Annotated in this window: 23 protein-coding genes and 1 pseudogene; all 24 read left to right on the top strand. The window is 39.6% G+C overall.

What is annotated here, in order from left to right:
* Positions 1-35 precede the first annotated feature (35 nt).
* The 24 genes and pseudogenes from ACOCEA_RS13510 (at position 36) to ACOCEA_RS13395 (ending at position 24,639) form a co-directional block, all read left to right on the top strand.
* Entirely contained in the window at positions 36-326 is a 291-nt protein-coding gene (locus ACOCEA_RS13510; protein ID WP_420756782.1) for a Dabb family protein, read from the top strand.
* Positions 327-428: 102 nt separating this feature from the next.
* A complete protein-coding gene (locus tag ACOCEA_RS13505) occupies positions 429-1,199 on the top strand; it encodes an SDR family NAD(P)-dependent oxidoreductase (protein WP_420756781.1) in 771 nt (256 codons plus the stop codon).
* Positions 1,200-1,326: 127 nt separating this feature from the next.
* A complete protein-coding gene (locus ACOCEA_RS13500) occupies positions 1,327-1,812 on the top strand; it encodes a cupin domain-containing protein (protein WP_420756780.1) in 486 nt (161 codons plus the stop codon).
* Between the two features lies 1 nt (position 1,813).
* Positions 1,814-2,443: an O-methyltransferase gene (locus tag ACOCEA_RS13495; RefSeq protein WP_420756779.1), complete on the top strand. Its 630-nt coding sequence runs from the start codon at positions 1,814-1,816 to the stop codon at positions 2,441-2,443.
* Positions 2,440-3,207: an SDR family NAD(P)-dependent oxidoreductase gene (locus tag ACOCEA_RS13490; RefSeq protein WP_420756778.1), complete on the top strand. Its 768-nt coding sequence runs from the start codon at positions 2,440-2,442 to the stop codon at positions 3,205-3,207. The genes ACOCEA_RS13495 and ACOCEA_RS13490 overlap by 4 nt, the downstream gene beginning before the upstream one ends.
* A 129-nt stretch (positions 3,208-3,336) precedes the next feature.
* Positions 3,337-4,563 carry an MFS transporter gene (locus ACOCEA_RS13485; RefSeq protein WP_420756777.1) on the top strand — a complete coding sequence of 409 codons (1,227 nt, stop codon included), beginning with the start codon at positions 3,337-3,339 and terminating at the stop codon, positions 4,561-4,563.
* Positions 4,564-4,616: 53 nt separating this feature from the next.
* Complete coding sequence (locus ACOCEA_RS13480; protein ID WP_420756776.1) at positions 4,617-5,540, top strand: helix-turn-helix transcriptional regulator; 924 nt, start codon at positions 4,617-4,619, stop codon at positions 5,538-5,540.
* A 150-nt stretch (positions 5,541-5,690) separates the two neighbouring features.
* Positions 5,691-6,455, top strand: a complete 765-nt coding sequence (locus ACOCEA_RS13475) for a nuclear transport factor 2 family protein (protein WP_420756775.1) — start codon at positions 5,691-5,693, stop codon at positions 6,453-6,455.
* Positions 6,456-7,439, top strand: a complete 984-nt coding sequence (locus tag ACOCEA_RS13470) for a sugar phosphate isomerase/epimerase family protein (protein WP_420756774.1) — start codon at positions 6,456-6,458, stop codon at positions 7,437-7,439. It begins immediately after the preceding gene.
* Positions 7,426-8,367, top strand: coding sequence for a sugar phosphate isomerase/epimerase family protein (locus ACOCEA_RS13465; protein ID WP_420756773.1), 942 nt, complete (start codon positions 7,426-7,428; stop codon positions 8,365-8,367). The genes ACOCEA_RS13470 and ACOCEA_RS13465 overlap by 14 nt, the downstream gene beginning before the upstream one ends.
* Positions 8,368-8,591: 224 nt before the next feature.
* Positions 8,592-11,990: a glycosyl hydrolase gene (locus tag ACOCEA_RS13460; protein WP_420756772.1), complete on the top strand. Its 3,399-nt coding sequence runs from the start codon at positions 8,592-8,594 to the stop codon at positions 11,988-11,990.
* A gap of 269 nt (positions 11,991-12,259) precedes the next feature.
* Positions 12,260-12,496, top strand: a pseudogene (locus tag ACOCEA_RS13455) (glycosylhydrolase-like jelly roll fold domain-containing protein); the annotation flags it as partial.
* Between the two features lie 389 nt (positions 12,497-12,885).
* Positions 12,886-15,324: a TonB-dependent receptor gene (locus ACOCEA_RS13450; protein WP_420756771.1), complete on the top strand. Its 2,439-nt coding sequence runs from the start codon at positions 12,886-12,888 to the stop codon at positions 15,322-15,324.
* Positions 15,325-15,419: 95 nt separating this feature from the next.
* Positions 15,420-15,803, top strand: coding sequence for an MFS transporter (locus ACOCEA_RS13445; RefSeq protein WP_420756770.1), 384 nt, complete (start codon positions 15,420-15,422; stop codon positions 15,801-15,803).
* A 42-nt stretch (positions 15,804-15,845) separates the two neighbouring features.
* Positions 15,846-16,619 carry an MFS transporter gene (locus tag ACOCEA_RS13440; protein ID WP_420756769.1) on the top strand — a complete coding sequence of 258 codons (774 nt, stop codon included), beginning with the start codon at positions 15,846-15,848 and terminating at the stop codon, positions 16,617-16,619.
* A gap of 32 nt (positions 16,620-16,651) precedes the next feature.
* Positions 16,652-17,638 (top strand): sugar phosphate isomerase/epimerase family protein, encoded by a 987-nt coding sequence (locus ACOCEA_RS13435; protein WP_420756768.1) that lies wholly within the window; start codon positions 16,652-16,654, stop codon positions 17,636-17,638.
* Positions 17,639-17,654: 16 nt separating this feature from the next.
* Positions 17,655-18,044, top strand: a complete 390-nt coding sequence (locus tag ACOCEA_RS13430) for a C-glycoside deglycosidase beta subunit domain-containing protein (protein WP_420756767.1) — start codon at positions 17,655-17,657, stop codon at positions 18,042-18,044.
* A 1-nt stretch (position 18,045) separates the two neighbouring features.
* Positions 18,046-18,447, top strand: coding sequence for a C-glycoside deglycosidase beta subunit domain-containing protein (locus tag ACOCEA_RS13425; RefSeq protein ID WP_420756766.1), 402 nt, complete (start codon positions 18,046-18,048; stop codon positions 18,445-18,447).
* Positions 18,438-19,448: a sugar phosphate isomerase/epimerase family protein gene (locus tag ACOCEA_RS13420; protein WP_420756765.1), complete on the top strand. Its 1,011-nt coding sequence runs from the start codon at positions 18,438-18,440 to the stop codon at positions 19,446-19,448. Before ACOCEA_RS13425 ends, ACOCEA_RS13420 begins: the two co-directional genes overlap by 10 nt.
* Complete coding sequence (locus ACOCEA_RS13415; protein WP_420756764.1) at positions 19,441-20,328, top strand: hydroxypyruvate isomerase family protein; 888 nt, start codon at positions 19,441-19,443, stop codon at positions 20,326-20,328. The genes ACOCEA_RS13420 and ACOCEA_RS13415 overlap by 8 nt, the downstream gene beginning before the upstream one ends.
* A gap of 6 nt (positions 20,329-20,334) precedes the next feature.
* Positions 20,335-21,207: a hydroxypyruvate isomerase family protein gene (locus ACOCEA_RS13410; protein ID WP_420756763.1), complete on the top strand. Its 873-nt coding sequence runs from the start codon at positions 20,335-20,337 to the stop codon at positions 21,205-21,207.
* Between the two features lie 18 nt (positions 21,208-21,225).
* Positions 21,226-21,759: a nuclear transport factor 2 family protein gene (locus ACOCEA_RS13405; protein WP_420756762.1), complete on the top strand. Its 534-nt coding sequence runs from the start codon at positions 21,226-21,228 to the stop codon at positions 21,757-21,759.
* A 73-nt stretch (positions 21,760-21,832) separates the two neighbouring features.
* Positions 21,833-23,488, top strand: coding sequence for a GMC oxidoreductase (locus tag ACOCEA_RS13400; protein WP_420756761.1), 1,656 nt, complete (start codon positions 21,833-21,835; stop codon positions 23,486-23,488).
* A gap of 161 nt (positions 23,489-23,649) precedes the next feature.
* Positions 23,650-24,639: a VOC family protein gene (locus tag ACOCEA_RS13395; protein ID WP_420756760.1), complete on the top strand. Its 990-nt coding sequence runs from the start codon at positions 23,650-23,652 to the stop codon at positions 24,637-24,639.
* Positions 24,640-24,674: the final 35 nt, after the last annotated feature.

The following is a 24,674-nucleotide window of genomic DNA, read 5'->3' as shown; positions in this document are numbered from 1 at the left end:
TGGATTAAGATCCATATTCATTTAAAAAAAGAACTATGATAAAACATTCCGTATTATTCAATTTTAGGGAGGACATCACCCCAACTGAACAGCATGATTTTTTTAAGTCTACCAATAACCTGTCATTGATAGTTGGTGTTAAAGACTTAGAAATTTTGCGGCAATTTAACGCAAAGAACACTTTTCAATATAGCATATCCATGGCGTTTGATACCCTTGAAGCCTATCACCGTTATAACGATCACGCTGAACACCAGTCTTTTATTCAAAAGCAATGGTTACCTCTGGTCAAAGACTTTTTGGAAATTGACTTAAAAGCTATATAATAGAAAAATGTAGTACTGCTGAACAACAGAAATATTTGTTTTTATAGAATTTAATCTTCCACTGCATGATGAAATACAACATCTAAAAATGGGCAAAAAATTATGAAGGACCTATTTGACCTTAACGGAAAAAATGCATTAGTTACCGGCGCCAGTAGCGGTATGGGCAAAGCCATTGCCGAAGCTTTGGGCGTGCATGGTGCCACTGTTATTGTTTCTAGCGAGGATACCAAAGGCTGTGTCAAAACGGTTCATGAATTTAAGGATAAAGGCATAAATGCCTTTGCCATGCCATGCGATGTCGCAGATAAAAACGCAATAGATTCCCTATTCGCTCAAATACATAACCAAGTGGGTGAAATTGATATTTTGATGAGCTGTGTAGGCATAGCTATCCCCGGTGGATTTATGGATATAAATGCTGTTTCGTTTGAAAAGACCATGCAACTTAACTTGCAATCAGCTATTTATCTCACCAAAAAAGTGATCCCGACCATGCAAAAAAACAAAGATGGTGTATTGATCTATCTTTCTAGTTTGTCTAGTATAAGGGGTAATAAAAATATTGGCCTGTATGGTATTTCAAAAGCGGGATTGACCCAATTGGCAAGAAATTTAGCTGTTGAATTTGGACCTGACAATATTAGGGCAAATGCCATTTCCCCGGGGGTCATTGATACAGAATTTGCAAAACCCATGACCAGTGATCCGGAGGTAATGGCCAAGAGAATTGCCCTTACCCCCTTACGAAGAATTGGTACAACCCAAGAAGTGGCCGGTATGGCCTTGTTATTGGCCTCAAAAGCAGGCGCCTTCATTACGGGTCAAAATCTTATTATTGACGGGGGAACCACTATCAGTGATGGTAATTGATTATAAATATTCCAATGAAAGACAATAGTAAAATGAATCCATTTAATTCAATTTACCCCTATGCGATTAGATTTCAGTCCTTGCTGTAAAAATATACTGATTTTAATTACGAAAAAATGTATTTACCATGAACCAAATTAGAAGGATAGTCACCGGGCATACCAAGGATGGTACGGCTATTTTTGCCATAGACGAAAGTATTGAACCTTTGGTCATCCCTACAGGCGACGCGGCCATGGCCACAATCTGGACCACGGAAACCGTACCTGCAGATTGCAATGATGAAACCGATGGGCGCTATCGTGATGCGGGAACAACTTTAAAAGGAGGGTCTGTAATCAGGGTAGTGGACATGCTTCCCGGGGCCTCTTCACCAATGCACCGTAGTGATAGTATTGATTATGGAATTGTTATTAATGGGGAGATTGAACTGGAACTAGATAAGGATGTTACCAAAAAAGTTGGGCCTGGTGAAATCATAATACAGCGAGGTACCATACATAAATGGAAAAATCCGAGCAGTACAGAAATATGCAGGATTATATTTGTTTTAATTGAGGCCAAACCCTTTGGAGTAAACGGTGAACCCTTGCCAGAATTTATGGAACATTGATATGGAACCAGATAAAAACTTCAAAAAAGTCTTGGCAGCCTACCATGGGCGTATGGCAATAGAAAACCAACTCATGGCCTCACTCCAAAAAGAAGAAGGGATGAAACGAAGGGATGAATTCTTGCTCTCAGTGGGTGAAGATGTGGCCACCTTCTTGAATACGTTGGCAAAATCGGCCAAGTCAAAAACCATTTTGGAAATTGGCACTTCCTATGGCTATTCTACCTTGTGGTTGGCAGAAGCCGCCCAAAATACAGGGGGTAAAGTTATCACCTTAGAAATTGATGATGAAAAAGTACAGTATGCCAAAGAAAAAATAAATGAAGCCGGTTTGTCAAATTATGTTGAATTTAGGGTAGGTGACGCTTTGGAAAGCATTAAAAAGGCCAAGGAAACCTTTGACTTTGTGTTGGTGGATATTTGGAAAGAACTTTATGTGCCCTGCCTAAATGCCTTTTATGCCAAATTGAACAAAGGGGCCTGGGTATTGGGAGATAACATGCTATTTCCGCCACACCACCATAAAGAAGCAAAAGAGTATCAAGACCATATACGAAACAATACAAATTTTACTTCAATCTTGCTTCCTATCGGAAGTGGTATAGAGGTAAGTCAATTTAATCCTAAATGAAAAGATTCGAGAACAAAATATGTTTTATCACGGGTGCAGGTTCTGGCATAGGAAAAGCTACGGCGTTATCCTTTTCCCGGGAGGGCGGAAAAGTGGTCTTATGCGATATCGATGAAAAGAATGCCTTAAACACAAAAGATGAAGTCTTGGCCCAAGGTGGGGAGGCTATGGTGATAGCCTTGGATATTTCAAATGGCGCAGCGGTAAAAAAGGCCATTGAACAAACTGTCGCAACCTATGGCCGATTGGATTGTGCTGCCAATATAGCTGGGGTCGCCGGTCCGGTTTCCAAAAGAATCCATGAGTATCCAGAGGAATTCTGGCACCAACAGATTAATGTGAACCTTACGGGCACATGGTACTGTATGAAATACCAACTTGGTCAAATGTTGAAAAATGGTGGGGGAAACATTGTAAACCTTTCTTCGGCAGCCGGTTTAATAGCACAACCCGAGAATGCTCCCTATGCTGCATCAAAACATGGGGTGGTGGGACTCACCCGCACGGCCGCAAAAGAATATGCGACAGATAACATCAGGGTAAACGCCATTTGCCCTACGGCCATAGAAACACCCATGATCATGGAAGGTAGACGGAAATTGGCCCATAATGAAGATGCTAGACAGGCCGCCATAAATTTCCAAGCGATGAAACGCATGGGAACACCACAAGAAATTGCCGATGTGATTTTATGGTTATGTTCGGACCGATCCAGTTTTATAACCGGAATCGCTCTAGCTGCCGATGGTGGGGCCATGGCGTAAAATGAACACACCTCTATAATAAATGTAATAGTTTTCTCTTATCACGATCATAAGTTTTAAGTATCAAGATGTATGGTATAGCATCATCCTTACCTATATCTTGCTTCTCTCTAAACAACCTTTTTGACCATGACACTGCAACAAGATTCTACAAAGGGAAAATATATATTCGTTATTTTATTGGCGGTCTTTTTAGATCTGTTGGGCATTACTATAATTATTCCCGTAATACCGGCACTTTTTGAAGGAGATAACGCCCCGTTCGAATTTTCGAGCGTTGAAATCCGTTCTATGTTCTATGGCCTTTTAATAGGTTCCTATTCTGTTATGCAATTTATTGGGGCGCCTATCCTTGGTGCATTTTCCGATAAATATGGACGCCGACCTATCCTAACTATTTCACTCATTGGGGCTTTCATGGGTTATTTATTGTTTGGATGGGCTATAAGCGCGGGTATTTTCTGGTTACTTTTCATCGCTAGAATGATACCTGGTTTTATGGGGGGCAACTTGGCTGTTATTTATTCTTCCCTAGCAGATATAAGCAAGCCTCAGGACAGGGCCAAGAATTTTGGACTTGTAGGTGCTGCATTTGGACTGGGTTTTACCATAGGACCAGGTGTTGGTGGTTTCTTGGCAGACAATACCATAGTTTCATGGTTTAGCTATGCAACCCCATTTTGGTTTACCGCCTTGCTAACCTTGATTAACCTCATCTTGGTACGATTGTTTTTTCCTGAAACCTTAAAGAATAAATCGGAGAAAAAAATATCTGTATTTGAAGGCATCAAGAATATCGCTAAAGTGTTTAGAATACCAAAATTAAGAGGTATACTCACCATTGTTCTATTCATTCAACTAGGCTTTACATTTTTCACGCAGTTTTATTCCATTATTTTATATCGCGATTTAGGATTTTCCGTAAAGGAGGTTGGGTTTCTTTTTCTTTGGATAGGTATTTGGATGACCTTTACGCAGTCTTTTTTGGTACGCATACTTTCAGGTAAAATTGACCAAAGAAAACTGTTGAGCATTACCATTCCTATTTTGACAGTTTTGGTGATCCTATTGGTTTTTTCTGATAATGTAGTTTTGGCGTACACAGTCAATGCCTTGATAGCCATAGCCTTTGGCCTTACGTCCCCTAACCTAACGGCCTTGGTGTCCAATGAGGCACCAGACCATAGACAGGGTGAGGTTTTGGGAATAAATCAGTCTGTTAATTCTGTGGGACAATTAGTCCCCCCCCTTATTGGTGGTTTTATTCTTGCATTGGGCACTCATTACCCGGTATTGGTGGGGGGATTGGTAATTATGGTAGCGTCCATTTTATTCTGGGTAAAACAAAGAAAATGAATGTCAACAAAAATCCTTATTTTAAAGAAAATATAAGTCACAACATTTAGGCCATGCCAAATCAATTCCGTGAAAAACATAAGGATTCATTACTTCTTAAATTAGATGAAATCCATGCCAAGTTTCCGAAAAGGCTTACCATTGCGGCACAGTCCTATTTTCGTAAATTCCATATCAACAGGATAAAGGATTTTGCACCTTTTGCAGGGGCCAAGCAACCACCCTACCGAAAATCAGTATCCGATTTTATGGTCATTACCAAGGGTAAGTCCATCCGCTCAAAAGGACTAAATATGTATGAACTTACACCCATGAGCGTTTTTTTTGTGCCAGCCTACCAAATACGTACTTCTGAATTTATAAGTGATGATCTTGACGGCTTTTTTTGTCATTTTGATATGGAAATCTTTCATCCATCACGTTTTCCCCATGACAATTTTTCCCAGTTTCCATTTTTGCAGTACGTGGGCAATGCACTGGTGCAAGTACCAGAGAAATCCATGCCGGAAATCTTGTCTTTAATGGAATTGCTTCATGGCGAATATCAAAAAGAGTCCCATAGCAATTTCAATGTAATCTGTTCCCTGTTAATGACCTTTTTCTATAAATTGAACAGCTTTACTGCCCATACCCAAAAGGTAAAAAGTAGGGCATCCATTCTTACCCAAGCCTATAAGGACGCCCTAATGGAACATATCTACGACATCCACTCCGTAAAAGGATATGCCGATTATTTAAGAGTCTCGCAAAACTATTTGAACAGAGCCTTGAAAAACACCATTGGCAAAACCGCTTTGGCCATTCTGACCGAAATGCAGCTCATAGAGGCCAAAAGTCTTTTGCGACAATCTGGACTGAACATTAGCGAGATCGCCTTTAAATTAGGGAACAAAAACCATAGTGACTTTAGTCGATTCTTCAAAAAAAACACAGGTATTACCCCGGGTCAGTTTCGCGATGGTGAAGACCATAAGTAGTAGTGTGAAAATAGCATAGTTATTTACTTTTTGCGCATACTTTTGCCGATTCAATAATTTTATTTTTACTGTAATGACAATTATCTATTTTTTGGCGAAATATTCCGCCATATTAATAGAAAGTCATTTTAGACAGATTAAAAGATTATTATGGGTAAACACGAATTGCTACTACAGTTGGAGTCTTTAAAAAAGGAAGTCGCCAGCCTTCGAAAAATTGCCACTAGGGCAAATGACAGAGGTGAGATTGAAAATCTTTTTAACCGATATATGTATTATCACAATGCTTTTGAAGATGAACATATCATACCCATGTGGGTTAAAAAAGGTACACCCGGCATTAGGGCTCAGTATACCAATGCAGGAATCTATACAACCTATGAAAGCGTAATAAAATATCACCAAGGGAGGCCAAAACCTGTGGGCAAACTTATATTACATTACACCACCACCCCGGTAATTGAAGTGGCCGGTGATGGGGAGACCGCCAAAGGAGTTTGGGTGATGGCAGGTTGTGAGTCTGGTCTTAGTACAATAGAAGAAGCTGAGAAAATGCCCGATTTTATGTTTTCCCCTCAAGTAGTCCAAGGAAAAAGAGTTTGGGCACACTGGGTATGGTGCAAATATGCGGTTCATTTTAAAAAACAGGACGACGAATGGAAAATTTGGAAATTCCGTTGCTTTGAACTCAGTCGTGCACCTTTTGAGGAAAATTGGATCTGTTTTGCCGAAAAGAACACCCATGCTTTCGAATTGGACCTAATGTATTTTGGGGACGATGGAAAGCCGGTTTTTATGCCACCTGCAGAAGAGGCAGTGAAACACCCATATACACCCTATAGGCCAGACACCATCCAGACTTTGGTGCCTGAACCTCCAAAACCTTATGAAACCCACAACGAAGAATTGTATTAAATGGAAACCAAAATAAAAATGGGCTACAGCTTGGATATGATCAACATGCATCACCAAGAACCCAACCGAAACAGACAGGAAAGTAAATACTACTGGGAAGAACTATATCCCTTGGTCAAAGCAGCAGGATTTACAGGGATTGAAATACCATTTGATCCTTTCTGGATCTTTCGTGGCGGCTCAGGTGTTCCCTTCACCAAATACTGTATTGACGTTAAATATGGTGATGTAGATTCCTATATTGCTCATTTAAAAAGTGCCGGCATAGATCAAGTTGCAGGTATTCATTTTGACCCTACCATGTTCATGAGAAATTCAGATTTGAATTTCTATTTTGGCGCTTCCGGACATTTTGGAAGCGAAGCTGTTAAATACGCCATTGCGCTAGGTTGCGATTACATCAATATCACACCAACCGCTCCCTACGGACTCATTGAACATTATCATGGAAATAAGATACAAGATGAAAAGTGGTTACAAGAATTTGTGAACAGAACTTCGCAAATGATCAATGAGTTTGGGAAATTGGCCAATGAGGGTGGCATTAAAATTACTTTGAGAAATGAGTATTGGAGTATGTTGCGTGGCGATAAAATTTTAGATTTCATACATCAATTAGAGGCCCGTGTTCTTTTTGATATCGACCCAGCTAATATCTACATAACGGGTAATGACCCTGAGAAACAACTAAAAAGTAGAGTTAAAAATATCGGTAGCGTTCACCTTACGGATACCGCTTTCGATGATAATAATGATGTTTGGAAAACCCCAAACCCACAATATCCATCAAATGCGGCAACACAGGTTTTCCGTGATCTAGGATTTGGAAATCTTAATTTAAAAGGATGTTATAAGGCACTTAGGGATGCTAACTATGAAGGATGGGTCATTTGCAGTAACAGGCAGACCCGAGACCCTATGAGGGCTTTATTGAGAACACGCAGTTTTATAAACAATGAATTAATTACCAATGGAGAACGATAAGAAAATGAGAAATATTCGCTATTCTAACATGAATCACTGGAAGAATATTCCATATAAAACCATTGACAATTTTCGTGAATTTTACTACGAGGACAAGACCAATTGCGCGTATTATTCTGATTGGGACCGTATTCTTCGCTACCAAAAAGCGTTGGGTTTTGATGGTATAGAACTTGCCCCATGGGATTTCCCGGAGCTACTCCCCCTTTTTGGTTCTCCTAAAGAATTTTCGGCATTCGCCAAAGAAAGAGGGGTTGAAGTAAGTGGTATGTTTCACTTAATAGATAAGGCGCATGACAGTAGCTATCATGAGCAAACCATTGCAGAAAGCAAACGTGCAATTGATCAACTGGTAGAGTTTGGCGGAAAGCACTTGAACTCCGCACCTACTAATAATTATTTTGGTAACGGCCCGCTTACAAGGGCGCAGGTAAAGGATGCGGCCAAAGTGATTACGGAAATTGGAAAATATGCAACAGACCAAGGTGTTCAAATCGGTATACACAATGAGTTTTTTCTAGCGATCAATAAAGAAAACCATAGGGAATACCTGGAACTCACAGACCCACGATACGTTCATTACTGCCTAGATACCGCTCAGGTTGCGCTTATGGGCGAAGATCCTTTGGAGTTTTATGACACCTACCATGACCGCATCAGTACATTTCATTTAAAGGACACGGCCAACCCAAATCTTTCTGATGAGGTTCGTCATAGTCAGGATATAGAAATTACAGATGATGGTACCAGATGGTTTTGGGAACTTGGAGAAGGACTTTTGGATTTTAAAGGGTTGTATAAATTAATGAAAAAACACCAGTTCAAAGGTTGGTTGAGTATAGAAGTTGATGGCACGCCGGACCTTTTGGCGTCGATGGCGTTGACGCGTTATTTTATTGATACTGAACTGAGTCCGATCTATAAATAAATCACGTATTGGAAGTACATCTTTATCTGCAAGACAAGAGTTATTTTATAGGATTAGGTAAAACCTTTATTTAACGAACATAACAAGGTAAAGAATAATGTACCCTCCTATTTTTTATATAAAGAAAATCCTGATTTTAACTACATGCTAAATTTTGTATGTAGAAACCTAAAACGATTATTAAAAAATAAATTCATGGGCATAGCTCGCTAATTAACTAAATCATGTACAAATCCAAAATATGCTTCATTATTTACTACACCCTTATGATTGGTATGGCCTTTGGTCAAAATAGACTGGAGGAAGCCTTCAAAAATCCGCCGCAAGAATCAAAACCATTGGTATGGTGGCATTGGGTGGGCGGTAATGTAACCAAAGAGGGAATTACCAAAGACCTTGAATGGATGCAACGATCTGGAATTGGAGGCTTCCATGCATTTGACGTCGTGATTGGTGGTGGACAAAGCATTGAAAAAAAAGTGAAATACAGATCGCCGGAATGGTTGGAACAACTACGGCATACTGCTGCGGAAGCAGATAGATTGGGTTTAGACATGACCTTGATGACTGCTGCTGGTTGGAGTGAAACGGGTGGAACTTGGGTAAAGCCTAAAGAAGCCATGAAAAAATTGGTTTGGAGTCAGACAAAGCTTGCAGGTGGAAAAAAGATTAATGAGATTTTGCCTCAGCCGCCTAGTGTAAATGGGGCTATTCGAAATTTGCCGAAAATCCCTAATTTTTTTGGAGGTGATCAAAAACAAACATTCTATAATGACTATGCTGTTTTAGCGTACAAAACCCCCGAAGCGGAATTACAAACATTAATGCCAAAAATCACAAATCATAAAGGAGTAGAAATAAACCCCAAAGCATTGTTAGATGATGATTTGACTACTAAACAGGAATTGGATGTGCCAAAGGACGGTAGCCCCGTTTATTTCCAATATGAATTTGCCAAGCCTCGAACAATACGTTCCTTTTCGATGTCTATAGGTGGGGATGGAATGTTTCCGAGTAGAATCATGCGTGCAGGCTATTTACAAGTTAGTGATGATGGTAAAAATTTCAAGACTTTTCAATCGTTACCAGGGGTTCAACATGATATTCGTGCCTTACCGGTTCGAACGTTTTCATTTCCTGAGGTTAGAGGGAGGTTTTTTAGAGTTGTTTTTGTGAAAGGTTCAGGTATTACAACAATAGGTGGCCCAGATGATACTGGTGGTTTTGGAATGTCTGAAGCAGCTCCAACAACTTTTGATTTGATGGAAGCTATTTTTAGCCCCGTAGCAAAAGTGAACCGTTGGGAAGATAAGGCTAATTATGCACCGCTGTTTGATTTTACAACGATAACAACACCTGTAACTACAGGGACTTCTATCATAAAAAAGGAAGATATCATTGATTTAACATCAAAATTAAAACCCGATGGAAGTTTGGAATGGGAAGTGCCAAAAGGAAATTGGACGGTTTTACGTTTAGGGTATTCACTTACCGGGGCAACTAATGCGCCTGCTATTGAGGAAGCGACAGGTTTTGAAGTTGATAAGTTTAACAAAAAACATCTGGAATCCTATATGGATCAATGGTCGAAACCTATAAAAGAGGCTTTAGGTGATTTGTATGGCAAGAGTCTGAAATATTTTTTGATAGATAGCTACGAAGCAGATGCCCAAAATTGGACCGAAAATATGACTTCAGAATTTAAAAAAAGGAGAGGCTATGATCCCATTCCATACTTGCCTATATTGACTGGAACAATAGTGGAAAGTGCTGAAGTGAGTGACCGTTTCCTCTGGGATTATCGGCTTACAATAGCCGATTTATTAGTTGACAATCATTATGCGGCAATAACTGAGTTTGCCCACAAACAAGGTATAAAGACTTACGGCGAAGTAGCCGGTATTTCGATGCCTGTTATACAGGATGCATTGCGCAATAAAAATGCAGTAGATATTCCGATGGCAGAATTTGGTATGGGGCTAGGTTTGGGAGTTGAAGGAAGTTGGACTTCACCTGCTGATTTAGACACCCAAAAAGCCTATGGAGGAGCCAACGAGAGACTTAATGGGCATCAGGCTGATGTTAGGGAGGCAGCTTCGGCAGCACATATTTACGGAAAAAAAGTGGTGGGTGCGGAATCTTGGACTGGTGGTGGTTATGAAGCTCCAGCCGATTTAAAATTCATTGGGGATTATTGGAGTACACAAGGAATAAATCAGATAATTTTTCACACTTCAGCACATCAGCCATTAGATACCAGGCCGGGTAATACCATGGTAGGAACACACTTTCATCGTAACATAACCTGGGCAGAACAGGCCAAGCCTTTTGTGGATTATATTTCCCGTAATCAGTTTATGTTGCAATCTGGTCGTTTTGTGGCGGATATTGCTTATTATCTGGGTGAAGATATTCCTGTGGTTGTCCCATATTGGGAAAAATTGCGCAATGAAGCTCCTTCCGGTTATGACTATGATTTTGTGAATACTGAAATCCTTAATCGTTTTGAAGTTGAAAATGGGGAATTGGTATTACCAAGTGGTATGCGATATAAAGTTCTGGTACTTCCTGAGAAAAAGTCAATGACTTTTACAGTATTGAATAAAATTGCCGAATTGGTTAAAAACGGAGCTGTCATTGTAGGGCCAAAACCTGAAAAATCTCCTGGCTTAGCAGGTTATCCTGATGCAGATAATGAAGTAGCTCTAAAAGCGAATGAAGTCTGGGGTGGGGCTGACGGGAAATTTATTTATCAAAATAATTTCGGTCAAGGAAAAGTCTTTTGGAATGCGCCTCTTTCAGGAATTTTTGGAGAAATGGGGTTGAAAAAAGATGTAGATTATACCATGCCTCATACAAATACGAAGTTGTCTTGGATGCACCGTAAAACTGAAAATGCGGATTATTACTTTTTATTGAATATGAGAAACCAGACTGAAGATTTAGAAGTTCAGTTCAGAATCGAAGGTAAAATTCCAGAATTGTGGTATGCCGACAAAGGAACTACTAAGTCTCTTGCCTATAAAATTATAAACGGAATTACTTCTGTTCAATTACATTTGGAGCCACAGGAATCTGTTTTTGTAGTGTTTCAAGAACCTGCTTTACAACAGGAAGTGACACTTGCTGAAAAGAAATCAGTCGATTTGATAAATTTTAATGGTCTTTGGACGGTAAATTTTCCTGAGAATTCAGGCGCTCCAAAAACAATAATTTTGGATAAACTAATTTCTTGGACAAATCATAAAGAGGATGGGGTGAGATATTTTAGTGGAACGGCTACATACATCAAAGATTTTGAAGTAAAAAAATCATGGATTGCATCTAATTCAGGTTTGTTATTAGACTTAGGGAAGGTTAAAGATATTGCAGTTGTTTTGATTAACGGAGTTGAAATTGAAACACTCTGGAAAGCACCGTATCAAGTTGATATTTCAAAATTTGTTAAGTCGGGTGCTAATACACTGGAAATTAGAGTGACCAATCAGTGGGATAACCGGATTATAGGGGATGAAAAACTCCCAAAAGAGAAAAAGATGCTCCAATCTACGGGTGAGTTTGGAATTTCTAAAGAACTTAAAGAATCAGGCTTGATTGGTCCGGTAATTTTGAAATCTAAATAAAATTCAGGAAGATGGAGCCCTGAAGTCTTCAAAAATAGTGAAGCCTTCAGAGCCAAACGAATCCGTATTTTTGGTTTTTCAAAAAAAACAAACACATCTGAGTTAATTCTTTCAAAAGATTTGTATGAACAAAGCCAAAATCTGTCTAGGGAATGGGTACTTGAATTTCCTAAAGAGGCCAGAATTTCCAAAACCATACCTATTTATAGATTACTTTCATAATCAGATCATACGGACACTAATGTCAAGTATTTCAGTGGCATGGCACGACCATCAATAACAGATCATTTAACATAGGTAAGAAAAATCTTAAATCTTATGAACATTGGCTTTTAGACTTGAGTAAAGTCAACGCTTTGGCCACAATCTCATTGAATGGGCAGTATTTGGGAACATTGTGGAAAGCACCATATCGCATAGATGTATCTAAAACTCTTAAAATTGGTAAAAACGAATTAAAAATTTCAGTGACCAACCAATGGGACAACCGACTTGTAGGAGATTAATTGTTGCCCGAGAATTAAAAGAACAGTCCCTTCTGGAAGTGTGCCATTTGGTCGATTCTGGGTAAAACCATTGGTTTATTCGGACCTGTAGTACTATAGAACAGATAATTACAGGTTCTCAAAATTAACGGTCAAAACGAAGGTCAGCATATTTTTACCCGATGAATTTTAGGTTCAGTTAATACCGGTTCCTTTGTTTCGAATTTAGGCTCACAACTAAACCTTTCCACTTCCTAATCAAGTCAAAAAAAAGAATTGTGTGAAAATTGCATAGTCTTTCTGTGTATTTGCTTAACCATGAGAATATGATAACAATAGCTTTGTCTTATTGCTTATTTATAATTAATTAAGGAGCATAATTCAACTATTGTTAAACTAAACTCTAAAAAATGAAAAATCAACAATTAACTCGTTTAAGTTGTTTTTTGTGTGTGATTTTCACACTGCTCAGTTTTTCCATTCAATCACAAGAAACAATTGAAGGTAAAGTACTGGATGAGAACAATGAACCTTTATTAGGGGCTTCCGTTTTGATTAAAGGAACCTCAAATGGCACCACCACTAATTTTGATGGGAATTTTATCCTAAACAATGTACCTTCTGGAAGTACTATCATTCTTTCCTATGTGGGCTATGTGAGACAAGAATTGGCCGCTAAAGATGGTATGACGGTAACTATGGCAGTAGATGCCAATGCCCTTAGGGAAGTTATCGTAACGGCTGAAAATAGGAATGTTTCCGCGCAAAAGGTTGCTATTACAATGGATTTGGTCAGTGGCGCCAAATTGCAGGAAATGGGAGTTACAGACCTCTCTCAATTACAGAATTTGGCACCGAGTCTAGGGATTAACCAAAACACATTATTTACACAAATTTTTGTTCGTGGTGTAGGTGGTGATGTCGGGGCAGCAGAACTTCAAGATCAAGCTATCACTCTGTCAATAGATGGCGAATTCATTAACCGTCCAGTTGGACTCAATGCCTCTTTATTTGATTTAGAAAGAATTGAGGTGCTAAAAGGCCCACAAGGAACACTATACGGTAGAAACGCTACGGCAGGAGCCATAAATATATTGGCCGCTAAACCAAAATTAAATCTTACAGAGGGAAATGTTTCTGCCCAATATGGCAACTATAACAGTTTAAAATTAAATGCAGCGGTTAACCTTCCGGTAGGCAAAATTGCTGCGGTTCGCATAGCTGCCATGTCAGACAGCCATGATGGTTATCGTGAAAGTAATGCGGATCCTGCCCAAGGTTACAAAGGTGATTTTGATAATGGCAAGGTTTGGGGAGCCCGTTTGGGCGTGCTACTTAAGCCAAGTGATAAATTTACTGCATATGTGGCTGGAGAAATCAACAAAATAGACCAGCAGGCTGTTGCTCAATATGGTGTTCCTGTTGATTCTACAGGGCAACCCCCTTTTGAGTTCGAAACAGATTTACCAGAAAATTTTGATATCCCTACCCCTGGCTTTATAAAAACAGATCAGGCCGCCATACGTGGTAGGTTGTCCTATGATTTTGGAAGTACTGTTTTGACGTACACCGGTGGATATAGAAATATTGATCTAGATAATTACCAACCACTAAATGGTTTTGTACCTGAAATCTTTAGTTTCAGCAACGATTTAAAATATGACACCCAAAGTCATGAGTTACGACTAAACGGTGAATCTACCAGTTTTATTTGGCAAACAGGCTTGTTCTATGGAGATGAAGATCAAACGTCAAAAAGAGGACTTTTTTTACCTGCCGCTTCAGGTGCATTTGGAGGCCAAGTGCCCTTCTTGAACTTTTTTGGTCTTGACGTCAATTCCAAAACCACAGGTCTTTTTGGACAAGCCACTATAAACTTAAATGATTTTTGGTCTTTCACTGGTGGTCTAAGATATACCAATGACAATAAATCTTTGGCTGGTTACAATTTACAAACGGCTCCTTTTGGCCCTCCGGGCACACCAGCATATTTCTTTCCGGACAGTCCGCCATCTGATGGTGACCCAGGAACAGGTGAAGCCCCAGGAGCAGGAGAGGGATCATGGAGCCAGATAACCTGGATGGCCAATTTAGAATACAAACCCAGCGACAACACCATGTGGTTTGCAAAAGCGAGTACTGGTTATAAGTCAGGTGGCTTCAACGTATTGGAGGAATATGATGCAGAAAACCTATTAGCTTTTGAAGTAGGCAGCAAAAATTATTTGGCAAACAGGACACTACGCTTAAATGGTTCCGCTTTTGTATACAAATACACAGACCAACAAGTAAATGTCTTTTTTAATACCGCAGTTGGAGGCCTTACACAAAATGCAGGTGAATCAGATTATTTTGGCCTGGAACTGGATGGAGATTGGTTGGCTACACCAAAAGATAGGTTTAACTTCACGATTAACTACCTTAATGCGGAATTTAAAGACTTACCTACGTTAGCGAACGTTTCCGGTGGTAGCCCTTCAGTAGAAGTGAATTTAGCGGGTAACGTTCCCCCACAAGCACCCAAATGGACGTTGATAGGTGGCTATAACCATACATTTGAACTTGGCAAAGGAACCTTGGACGCAGGTATTAATAGTATGTTTAAATCTGAGTACTACTTACAAGTTTTCAATTATAACATGGATAGGCAAGAAAGCTATTCGAAGACCGATGTCAATATAAAATATACCTCTGCCAACAAAAAATGGGAGTTAGGGGCATTTGTAAATAACTTGGAAGATAATAGGATCCTTACGTATGCTTCCTTTATTGGAGGAGGTATAGACCTTTACAATTTTGCATTTGGAGCTCCTAGACTAATCGGCGTTAGAACGAGTTTCAATTTTTGAGTTAGTTTCCTTTAATTTATGTTGAATTGTAGGCCGTTGGAAGGTACCAACGGTCCGCATTTCACATAACAACATTAGCCGTTAAAACAAACTATATGAACAATGCCATAAGTAAAAGAAAAGCAGGGATCCCACAAGGAATCATTATTGCCGGTATAAGTATTCTGCCCATGATGGCTGTGGTTACTTTAATGCCAGTCATTCCTACTATAAGAAATCACTTTAGTGACATACCATACATTAATATATTGGCGCCTTTGGTAATTTCGGCCCCTGGTTTATGTGTGGCACTTTTTGCACCGTATGCGGGCTTTCTAGCCGATAAATTGGGAAGACGTAAACTTTTGCTCTTCTTCACGTTCTTATATGGCCTAGGTGGTATTTTACCCTTTTTCGTGGAAAGTTTTGCCCTGTTAATGGGAGGACGGTTGATATTGGGCATTGGGGAAGCCTTTATTTTAACGGTGTCTAACGCTTAATTAGGAGACTATTTTGAAGAGGACAAAAGAAATACCTGGATCATGTTGCAAAGTATCATTGGTCCGGCCTTTGGTTTTTTTGTGATTTCCGGAAGCGGCTATCTTTCGGCAATAGGTTGGCAATATCCCTTTTTGTTGTATTCATTTACCTTTTTAATTACCATAGGGGCCTACTTTTTTATCTATGAACCAGAGCGGAAAGTAATTTCAGAAGCTGATACCTTAAAATCGGTGGATACGGATAAATTTCCAATGAAACTAATTTTAAAGATAGCCTTTACTACCTTAATTGCCTCCATTCTGTATTATGTCTATACCCTTCACTTTTCACTCGCCTTGGATGAAATTGGAATCAAAGACCCAAAAAAGGTAGGCAATATCACCGCGGTGGCCAGCTTAATGGTGCCTATTGGCGCCATTCTCTTTAAACTACTAGGGAAGAAAAGTAACCGACTACAGTTTGGACTAATGTTCACTCTAATAGGTATTGGACTTATAGGAATCGGTCAGTCAGATAATTTACAAATGGTTTGGGCCTCTGCAATTGTTCAACAATTGGGCTGTGGCATGGCTATTCCGGTATTGATAGCCTACGGTCTTCGCTCTGTTCCCGTAAAATACAGAGGTCGGGGAATGGGTTTTTGGAGCAGTGGTTTTTTCCTTGGTCTTTTTCTATCACCCATAGTTGTAGGTGCGGTGCGTGAAGTGGTAGGAGGATTACTTCCCGCTTTTACGGCCTTTGGCGTCCTATGCATCATTTTGGTAGTCATTAACTGGATTTTTGGCTCCAGCAAACCTCAAGTCGCTACCGTGTAAATTTTAAATTTTTAATCATCAAAATAGAATAAATGAACAATCACTCAATAAAAAGAGGTGTCAGTCTTTATAGTTACCAGGAAGAATTTTTTCTTAAAAAAATGTCCTTGGAAGATTGCATTGCCGCTACGGCGGCCACGGGTGCAACAGGCATAGAAATTGTAGGGGAACAGAGTGTTCCGGGTTGTCCAAATATACCATCCGATGCTTTTATAGCTCAATGGTTTGAATGGATGGAAAAATATGGTGTTACCCCTGTTGCCCATGACATGTTCTTGGATTATAACAAGAAAAAAGGACACTACTGGACCGATGAGGAAGCAGTGGAATCTTTTAAAAAAGATATCCGTTTTGCAAGTGCCCTAGGTTTTAAGGTAATACGGGTAATTGTGAATACAACCCCAGAAATTATTGAGAAAATAATCCCTTATGCTGAAGATCACGATATCAAATTAGGTATAGAAGTACATGCCCCATGGCATATCAATTCGGCCTGGATGACACGCCATTGGGAAGTCATGGAGAAAACGGGTACAAAACATTTTGGATTTATCCCAGACATGGGTGGTTTTACGAAACGGTTGGCTCCTGTTATTGTCGATAGACTTATTCGACAGGGTGCCGATCCAAAGATTGCCGCTTATGTATGTGAACAACATGAAAAGGGCGTCATGGCCGAATATACAATTTATGAGGTTTCACGTATGAGCGACCGTAGAATAGACATGGCAGTTGCCGAACTTTCTCGCCACAACACTTTTGCAAACCCTATCAGTTTGTTACAACATATAGACAGAATAGTCCATGTTTACGGTAAATTTTATGACATGACCGAAGATTTTACCGAACCCAGTATTCCGTACAAAGAAGTCATCGATGTATTGATAAAAGGCGGATACGATGGTTACATCAGTAGTGAATATGAAGGTAACCGTCATATCCAGGACATTCAAGAAGTGGATAGTGTAAAACAAGTAAAAAGGCATCAACAGATGCTCGTGAATTACGGAGTTAAATAACTAATAGTACCAGATTATGTTCGAAAAATATATGATTGTTGAGGACAACCTAAAAAATGTTGTCGACGAAGGTAAAGTGTCGGGATTTCAGTTCGGGGCCAGATTACCATATTACAGGGGAGTCTCGCTATCAATGCTTGAAGAAATCGAAGTATCGGTAGATGGCAAGGTTTTGCCTCAGGACAAAGTACATTTAATTGTGCACAATAACACCTATGATTTAAAACAAAGGGAGGAAGAGTTGGATGACCGTTGGGAAATGGGTGAAGTAGCCACTCTTTTCGTACAAAAAGAAGGAGGCTTGCCAAAGGGAACACATCAACTAGGATTAAAAATTAATATACGAATCGGGTATTTGCCATTTCCCGCTATTCGGAACGCGCAAAAAGAAATAACGATAGAATAATATGGGACCATTAGATAAATACATCTTAAGGGAAGACGCCTTGAGCAGCAATGAAAAAGGAATAGGATTACGTTTTCAATCCCACTGGTATAGGGCTCTGCCTTTATCATGTATGGACTTTACTTTAAAAGTAAATGGTGTTCCGGTAAATGATGAGGAAGTAGAAGTAGAGATAAATGGAGTGCGTTTTCCAAAGAATAAGATGTTGGAGCTGAAAGATGAATGGTTGTTTATTTTAGACAAAGCCACGGTGCATGTGCCTATGGAAGACCCTCCAAAAAAAGGTGAATCCTGTTTGATCGATTTTAAATTAGACCTGTACATCCCTTACATTTTAATAGGCCCAGAACAAAACCCACTTTTAGCGGGAACTTTAGTAACCAAAAAATTAGTATGCCAATAATGGAAAAAGGAAATATAAAATTAGCTACCTCGCTGTTCTCTTATGCATATGAGTGGAATTCTGGTGAATATACCCTAGAAGACCTAATCAGAAAAACACGGGAATTGAATCTTGGAACGGGATTGGAAATCATAGGATTTCAAAGTCTAAGGAATTTCCCCCATATCTCGGATGAACAGATTAAAGAAGTAAAAGGTCTACTAGATAAATATGAATTTGAACCCGTTGCTTTGGATGCCAATATTGATGTAGGTATTCAACGCAACAAACCCATGAATATTGATGAAACGGTAGAATACATTAAACCCCAAATCACGGCTGCACAAAAATTAGGTTTTCCTATTTTAAGATGCCAGACAACGGCACCGGCAGAGGTATATAAGAAACTGGTTCCATTTGCGGAAAAAGCAAATGTGGTTATGGGGATTGAGCTACATACTCCGTACAGTGTAGATCACCCATCTGTAATACAAATGCAGGAAATGTTCGAGGAGATAGATTCCCATGTATTGGGCTTTATTCCAGATATGGGAACTTGTATGCACGCCATTCCAGATGCATTGCTCACTAGTTTTAAAGAAGCTGGTGTCACGGATGAAATGATTGCCATTACCAAGGAAATCTGGTCTAAAGACATTCCCACCCCCCAAAAATTCGGTGAACTGGGACCTAAGGTAGCCGCTCTGGGCGCAACCCCGCCACAGATTGGGCGATTGAACATGGCCTTTAGTATGAACGGCAGACAGCCCGTTGAAAAATGGTCAGAGATCATTCCGTGGACAGTTCATTTGCATGGCAAGTTTTATGGATTTGATGAAAATGGTGATGAAAAATCCATCGACTATGAGAAAATATTCAAGACGTTCATAGACGGTGGGTATAACGGCTATATCTCAAGTGAATATGAGGGTTCCGCTTTTACGGATGAGTTTTCGGCTTTTGACCAAGTAGAAAAACAACACAAATTATTTCATAAAATATTAAAAAAAATTAATGGTTAATTCATTCAATCTAAAGTACGCACCGCATATTGGTTCCTTTGTGAGTACCGCAGGGAAAGACCCCATAGACCAGATAAAGTATATGGCAGATTTAGGTTTTACCGCCATTGAGGATAGTGGTTTTAAGGCAGATTATATACCGTTCGATGCTACAAAAATGGGCATAGGAATGTGCAATCAACCGAACTCGGTTCTGGATGAAATCGCTAGTACCATGACCAAACTTAATATGACCATGGGTACGTTTGTGGTAACCCCCCATGTGTGGCCTCCCCTAGATATTGTAACATCGGGCAAACCGGAAATGCACCAAATATTTGTAGATAAATATAAAAGTGGACTTGAAGTCGCAAAACGTATCAATGCAAAATATGTCACGGTAACACTCGATTGTTATGACCGTTCCTTACCTTTTGAAATGCAAACTGCACACGCTATAGATGCACTTAAAAGACTATGTGATATTTACGATGGTTCTGGAGTAACCATGGTATTGGAACCTTTGAGCGACCATCATGAACTATTTTTAAGAACGGCGGTTCAGTGTTATTTAATATGCAGGGCTGTAGGAAGTGAGAACTGCAAAATATTATTTGATATGTATCACCTCCAAAAAAATGAAGGTAGGTTAATCCATCATATAGACATGGTTTGGGATGAAATCGGGTATTTCCAAATCGGCAACGAACCCGGTAGGACGGAACCAGGTACTGGCGAAATCGATTATAAAAATATTTTCAAGCATATATACCAAAAGAGCAAAGCAACCCATAAGGATTTTATTTTAGGTATGGAACACTTTAACTCCGAAGATGGGGTGGATGGCGAAAAAGCACTATTAAATTCATATTTAGAGGCGGATAACTTTTTAAACGATTAAAATGCTATGAAACATGATTTTAAACTTAAATACGCCCCTCACTTTGGCAGTTTTAAACTTTCCGCAGGTGATGACCTATTGGATCAAATCAAGTATGCGGCTGATCTGGGGTTTACCGCTTTTGAAGACAATGCCTTTTCTGGAGTTCCCATGCCCAACTTAATGGGCATAGGTATGCTGGGTCAAGAACCGAGCTATCTTGATAAGATTGGAAGTACACTTGAAAAGCTAAATATGGAAATGGGAACCTTCGTTATGGGGCCCATCAGCTGGCCTCCGAACGCCGCATATACTTCCGGTGATACCGGTTTGCGGGAGCAGTTTTTAGAAAAATGCAGAACCTCCGTTGAAGTTGCAAAACGTTTAAACGGTAAATATGTAACCGTAGTTCCTGATGCTGCAGACCCTACCCTACCTTATGAAATTCAAACAGCTAATGTTATTGAAGCTCTAAAAAAGGCGACCGACATTTTTGAACCTCATGGCATTACCATGGTTTTAGAACCTTTGAGTTTTCCACCTCAAGTATATTTAAAAAGGTCTGCACAATGTTATTTACTGGCTAAAGCGGTTGATAGTCCGTCGTGCAAAATTTTGTTCGATATGTTCCATCTTCAACAGAATGAAGGAAATCTTATCAAAAATATAGATCTAGTGTGGGATGAGATTGGCTATTTCCAAATTGGGGATGTTCCCGAACGCCATGAGCCTGGCACGGGAGAAATAAATCATGAAATCCTATTCCAACATATTTATAAAAGAGCTAAATCTGAAGGGAAGGAGTTCATTTTTGGCATGGAACATTACAATTCAAAGAAAGGTAAAGAAGGAGAGGAAGCTTTATTGAATTCCTATTTAAAAATTGAGGCCGCTTTATAACCAAAAAATTTAAATCTGATGTTTATATATAAAATGCTTTTTATAAACAAAGACGCTAGGGTCTATTGTCATTTAATAATGTTGATTCTAAGTGTTACGGGATGTAAGCAAACTCAAGACCCAGAACAAAATATGGTAAAAGATAATCAGGAACATAGCATATCCAAGGCAGAAGTACTAACTGAGAAAAATCGCAAAATTATTGAAGATTTTGCCGATATATTTTACAATCAAAAAGACGTAGCCAAGGCTTTCGACAAATACGTTTCAGAAGGGTATATACAACATAATTCAAATATACTGGATGGGCCTAAAGCAGCCATAGATGCATTAAAGCCAAAATTTTCGGCTCCCACTAGCAGTTTTGAAATCAAGCGCATTTTAGTGGATGGTAACATGGCCGTGATCCACTTACATGCCAGAATGGATAATAACTTTAAAGGAGGTGCTGTTGCAGATTTCTATCGGTTGGAGAACGGAAAGATTGTGGAGCATTGGGATGTACTACAACCAATATCGGACAATCCCATTAATCCGAGACCAATGTTTTGATAGAATCAAACAGTGTTGTATCAACATATTATGGCAGTTTTAAAAAAGAACACAGAATAAAATAAAAATCATTATGAAAAATAATACGTATGACGCAATTGTTGTGGGATCTGGGGCAACCGGAGGATTTGCCGCTAAGGAACTCGCTGAGAAGGGTTTAAACGTACTCGTTCTGGAAGCGGGTCCACAACATGATGAAGAACTGTTTCAAAAGACCAGTGGGGCGTTTAGCAGTATAGGTTCCCTTTCCAGGATAAAGGCCGGGATTACAGGCCATCATAAGCAGGCACGCGCTTCTTTTTACTCAGAGGACAAATCCTTTTTATTTGTAAATGATTGGGACCACCCATATACCTCATCAGCCGACTTCTTCCTCTTTTTAAGGGGAAAACAAGTAGGAGGCCGTTTTCTGTCTTGGGGAAGGGTAGCGTTGAGAATGTCAGATTATGCATTTAAAACATACAGCAAAGAGGGCACAGGGGTAGATTGGCCCATTGATTACAAAGAATTGGAACCATATTATGAGCATGTTGAAAATTTCTTGGGATTGATTGGCGAAGAAGACAACATCCCCTTTGTGCCCAATGGTAAATACATTAGAAAAGCTGGACTAAGTACTTTGGAGAAAGAGTTCAAAAAAACGGTGGAAACCAAATGGCCCGAACGCAAGGTGATGCCTTGGCGCTATGTAAAAAAGGAGGCCACACCGGTAGATGAAAACGACAAAAGAACCACCAGTCCACTTGCTGCGGGCATGGCCACCGGAAATTTGGAAATACGGGCCAATGCCATGGTCTCTAAAGTAAATACGGATGCCCAGACTGGCAAGGCCACCGGGGTTACCTACATTGATTCCGAATCAAAAAAGGAGTATACCGTCAATGCCGATGTGGTGATGCTTTGTGCTTCTACCGTGGAAACCATAAGACTGATGTTAAACTCTGGTGGAGGTAAACATCCCAATGGACTAGGTAACTCATCAGGTATTTTGGGCAAGTATTTTATGGATCAGGTACCTTCCTGGATATTCGGGAATGTTCCTGGTAAGTACGGGGGCGAATTGGTCGATGCCGATAACCCAAAGGACAATCATGGAGGTATCTATATACCAAGATTTCAGAATTTGGATAAAGTAACAAATCCTGACTTTAAGGGAGGGTTCAATATTCAGGGCATTGTCGGGAGACCTATGGTTCCTCAGGGAATGGAGTCCGTTTTTGGTTTAATGGGCCATGGTGAAATGCTTCCGTACAAAGAGAATTATGTTTCTGTTCATAAAAGGCGCAAGGATAAATGGGGAATTCCTATTCCAAACATTAATATCAAAATGTATGAGAATGAGATAAATCTGTTAAAAACGCAGGTGCAGACGCAAAAAGACCTTATTGCAGCAGCAGGCTACAAAGTAGATTTTGCTATTAGTCCGTTAGGAATTGCCAAAGAGTATGATTTGCTACCTAATGCACCGTGGTATGAAAGATTATTGTTTAAATTGAACTATAAGAAAAGTGTGGCCCTTGGTGCGGCCATTCATGAATGTGGTGGTGCCAGAATGGGATTTGACCCCAAAGATTCAGTATTGAATGCTTATAATCAGGTTTGGGATGCCCCCAATGTTTTTGTAACGGACAGTGCTTGTTTCCCAACCAATGGCTCTTGTGGTCCAACACTGACTACAATGGCACTTACCGTAAGGGCTTGCGAATTTATTGCTAAGGAGTTTAAATAATGAACACATAGAGTTTGAATATTAATACGCAATATATTAATCAATAATCACATAATTTAATTGATTATGAATACAAATAGCATATAAATGATTCATTAAACTTTAATTTACGATCTATTTTTGATACGGATTATTTAATAAAACAAGATAATATCAATAAAATGGCAAAAAATCCACATTATTTTTCACAGATGGCCCATGTAGAGGTACTGACCAAAGATTTGGAAAAATCTGTACACTTTTTTAGTGATGTCGTTGGGATGGACATTACAGGAAGAGAAGAAAACTCGGTCTATTTAAGGGCTTGGGGAGATTATTTTCATCATACATTAAAACTAACACAAAGCAAGGAATCTGGTCTAGGCCATATTGGATGGCGAGCAGATAGTCCGGAAGCTCTGGAAGAAGTAGTTACTTACTTGGAAAGTATAGGCGCTGGAAGGGGTTGGCATACGGGTGACCTTGGTCATGGTAAAGCTTTTAGGTTTCAATCACCCGAAGGCCATATGCACGAGGTTTTTTGGGAGGTTGAATGGTTACGTGAAGAAGGCGAACGTGGAAGTATCTATGCCGACCGTTATGCGAGCAACCGTTTAAAAGGTGCCAATCCAAGAAGATTTGACCATGTCACCTATATGGTATCCAAAGGAGCATACCCTGCTGAAAAAGCATTTTGGAAAGCATTAGGATTAAAAAATCCAGATGAAATTCGGATTTCAGATGAAATTCCACCTATCGGTGGCCTACATACCATAGCCAACCTTTCACATGACATTGCCATTTTTAGCGACCCTAACATTGAGCCCAACCAAGCAGTGCTTAATCATATTTGTTGGAATGTTGATAGCCGTGAAGAAGTACTTTTAGCCTTGGATTATTTTATTGAGAAAGGGTATAAAAGTGTTATGGGGGCACCCACAAGGCACAAGGCAGATGAAGGATTTTTCATTTATATTGTAGATCCAGGTAGTGGGATCTTATTTGAATATTATGCTTGCGCCAGACTGGTTTTTGCTCCTGATCATTTAGATGTCCATTATTTAAAGGACAATCCTAACGATGCATGGGGTTCGGCTAATCCGTTTGCAGAAATGGCAAAGGGAAAAAAATTAGGTCTAACAGATGGTGTTGTAAAACCAGCTGACATTTAAATATTGTCTTTTATATAAAATAAATCAGAAATAGA

Source organism: Maribacter luteocoastalis, from assembly GCF_048890225.1.
Taxonomy (GTDB): domain Bacteria; phylum Bacteroidota; class Bacteroidia; order Flavobacteriales; family Flavobacteriaceae; genus Maribacter; species Maribacter luteocoastalis.
The sequence above is the reverse complement of the archived record's forward strand: the minus strand, read 5'-3'. Positions and strand labels throughout refer to the sequence as shown.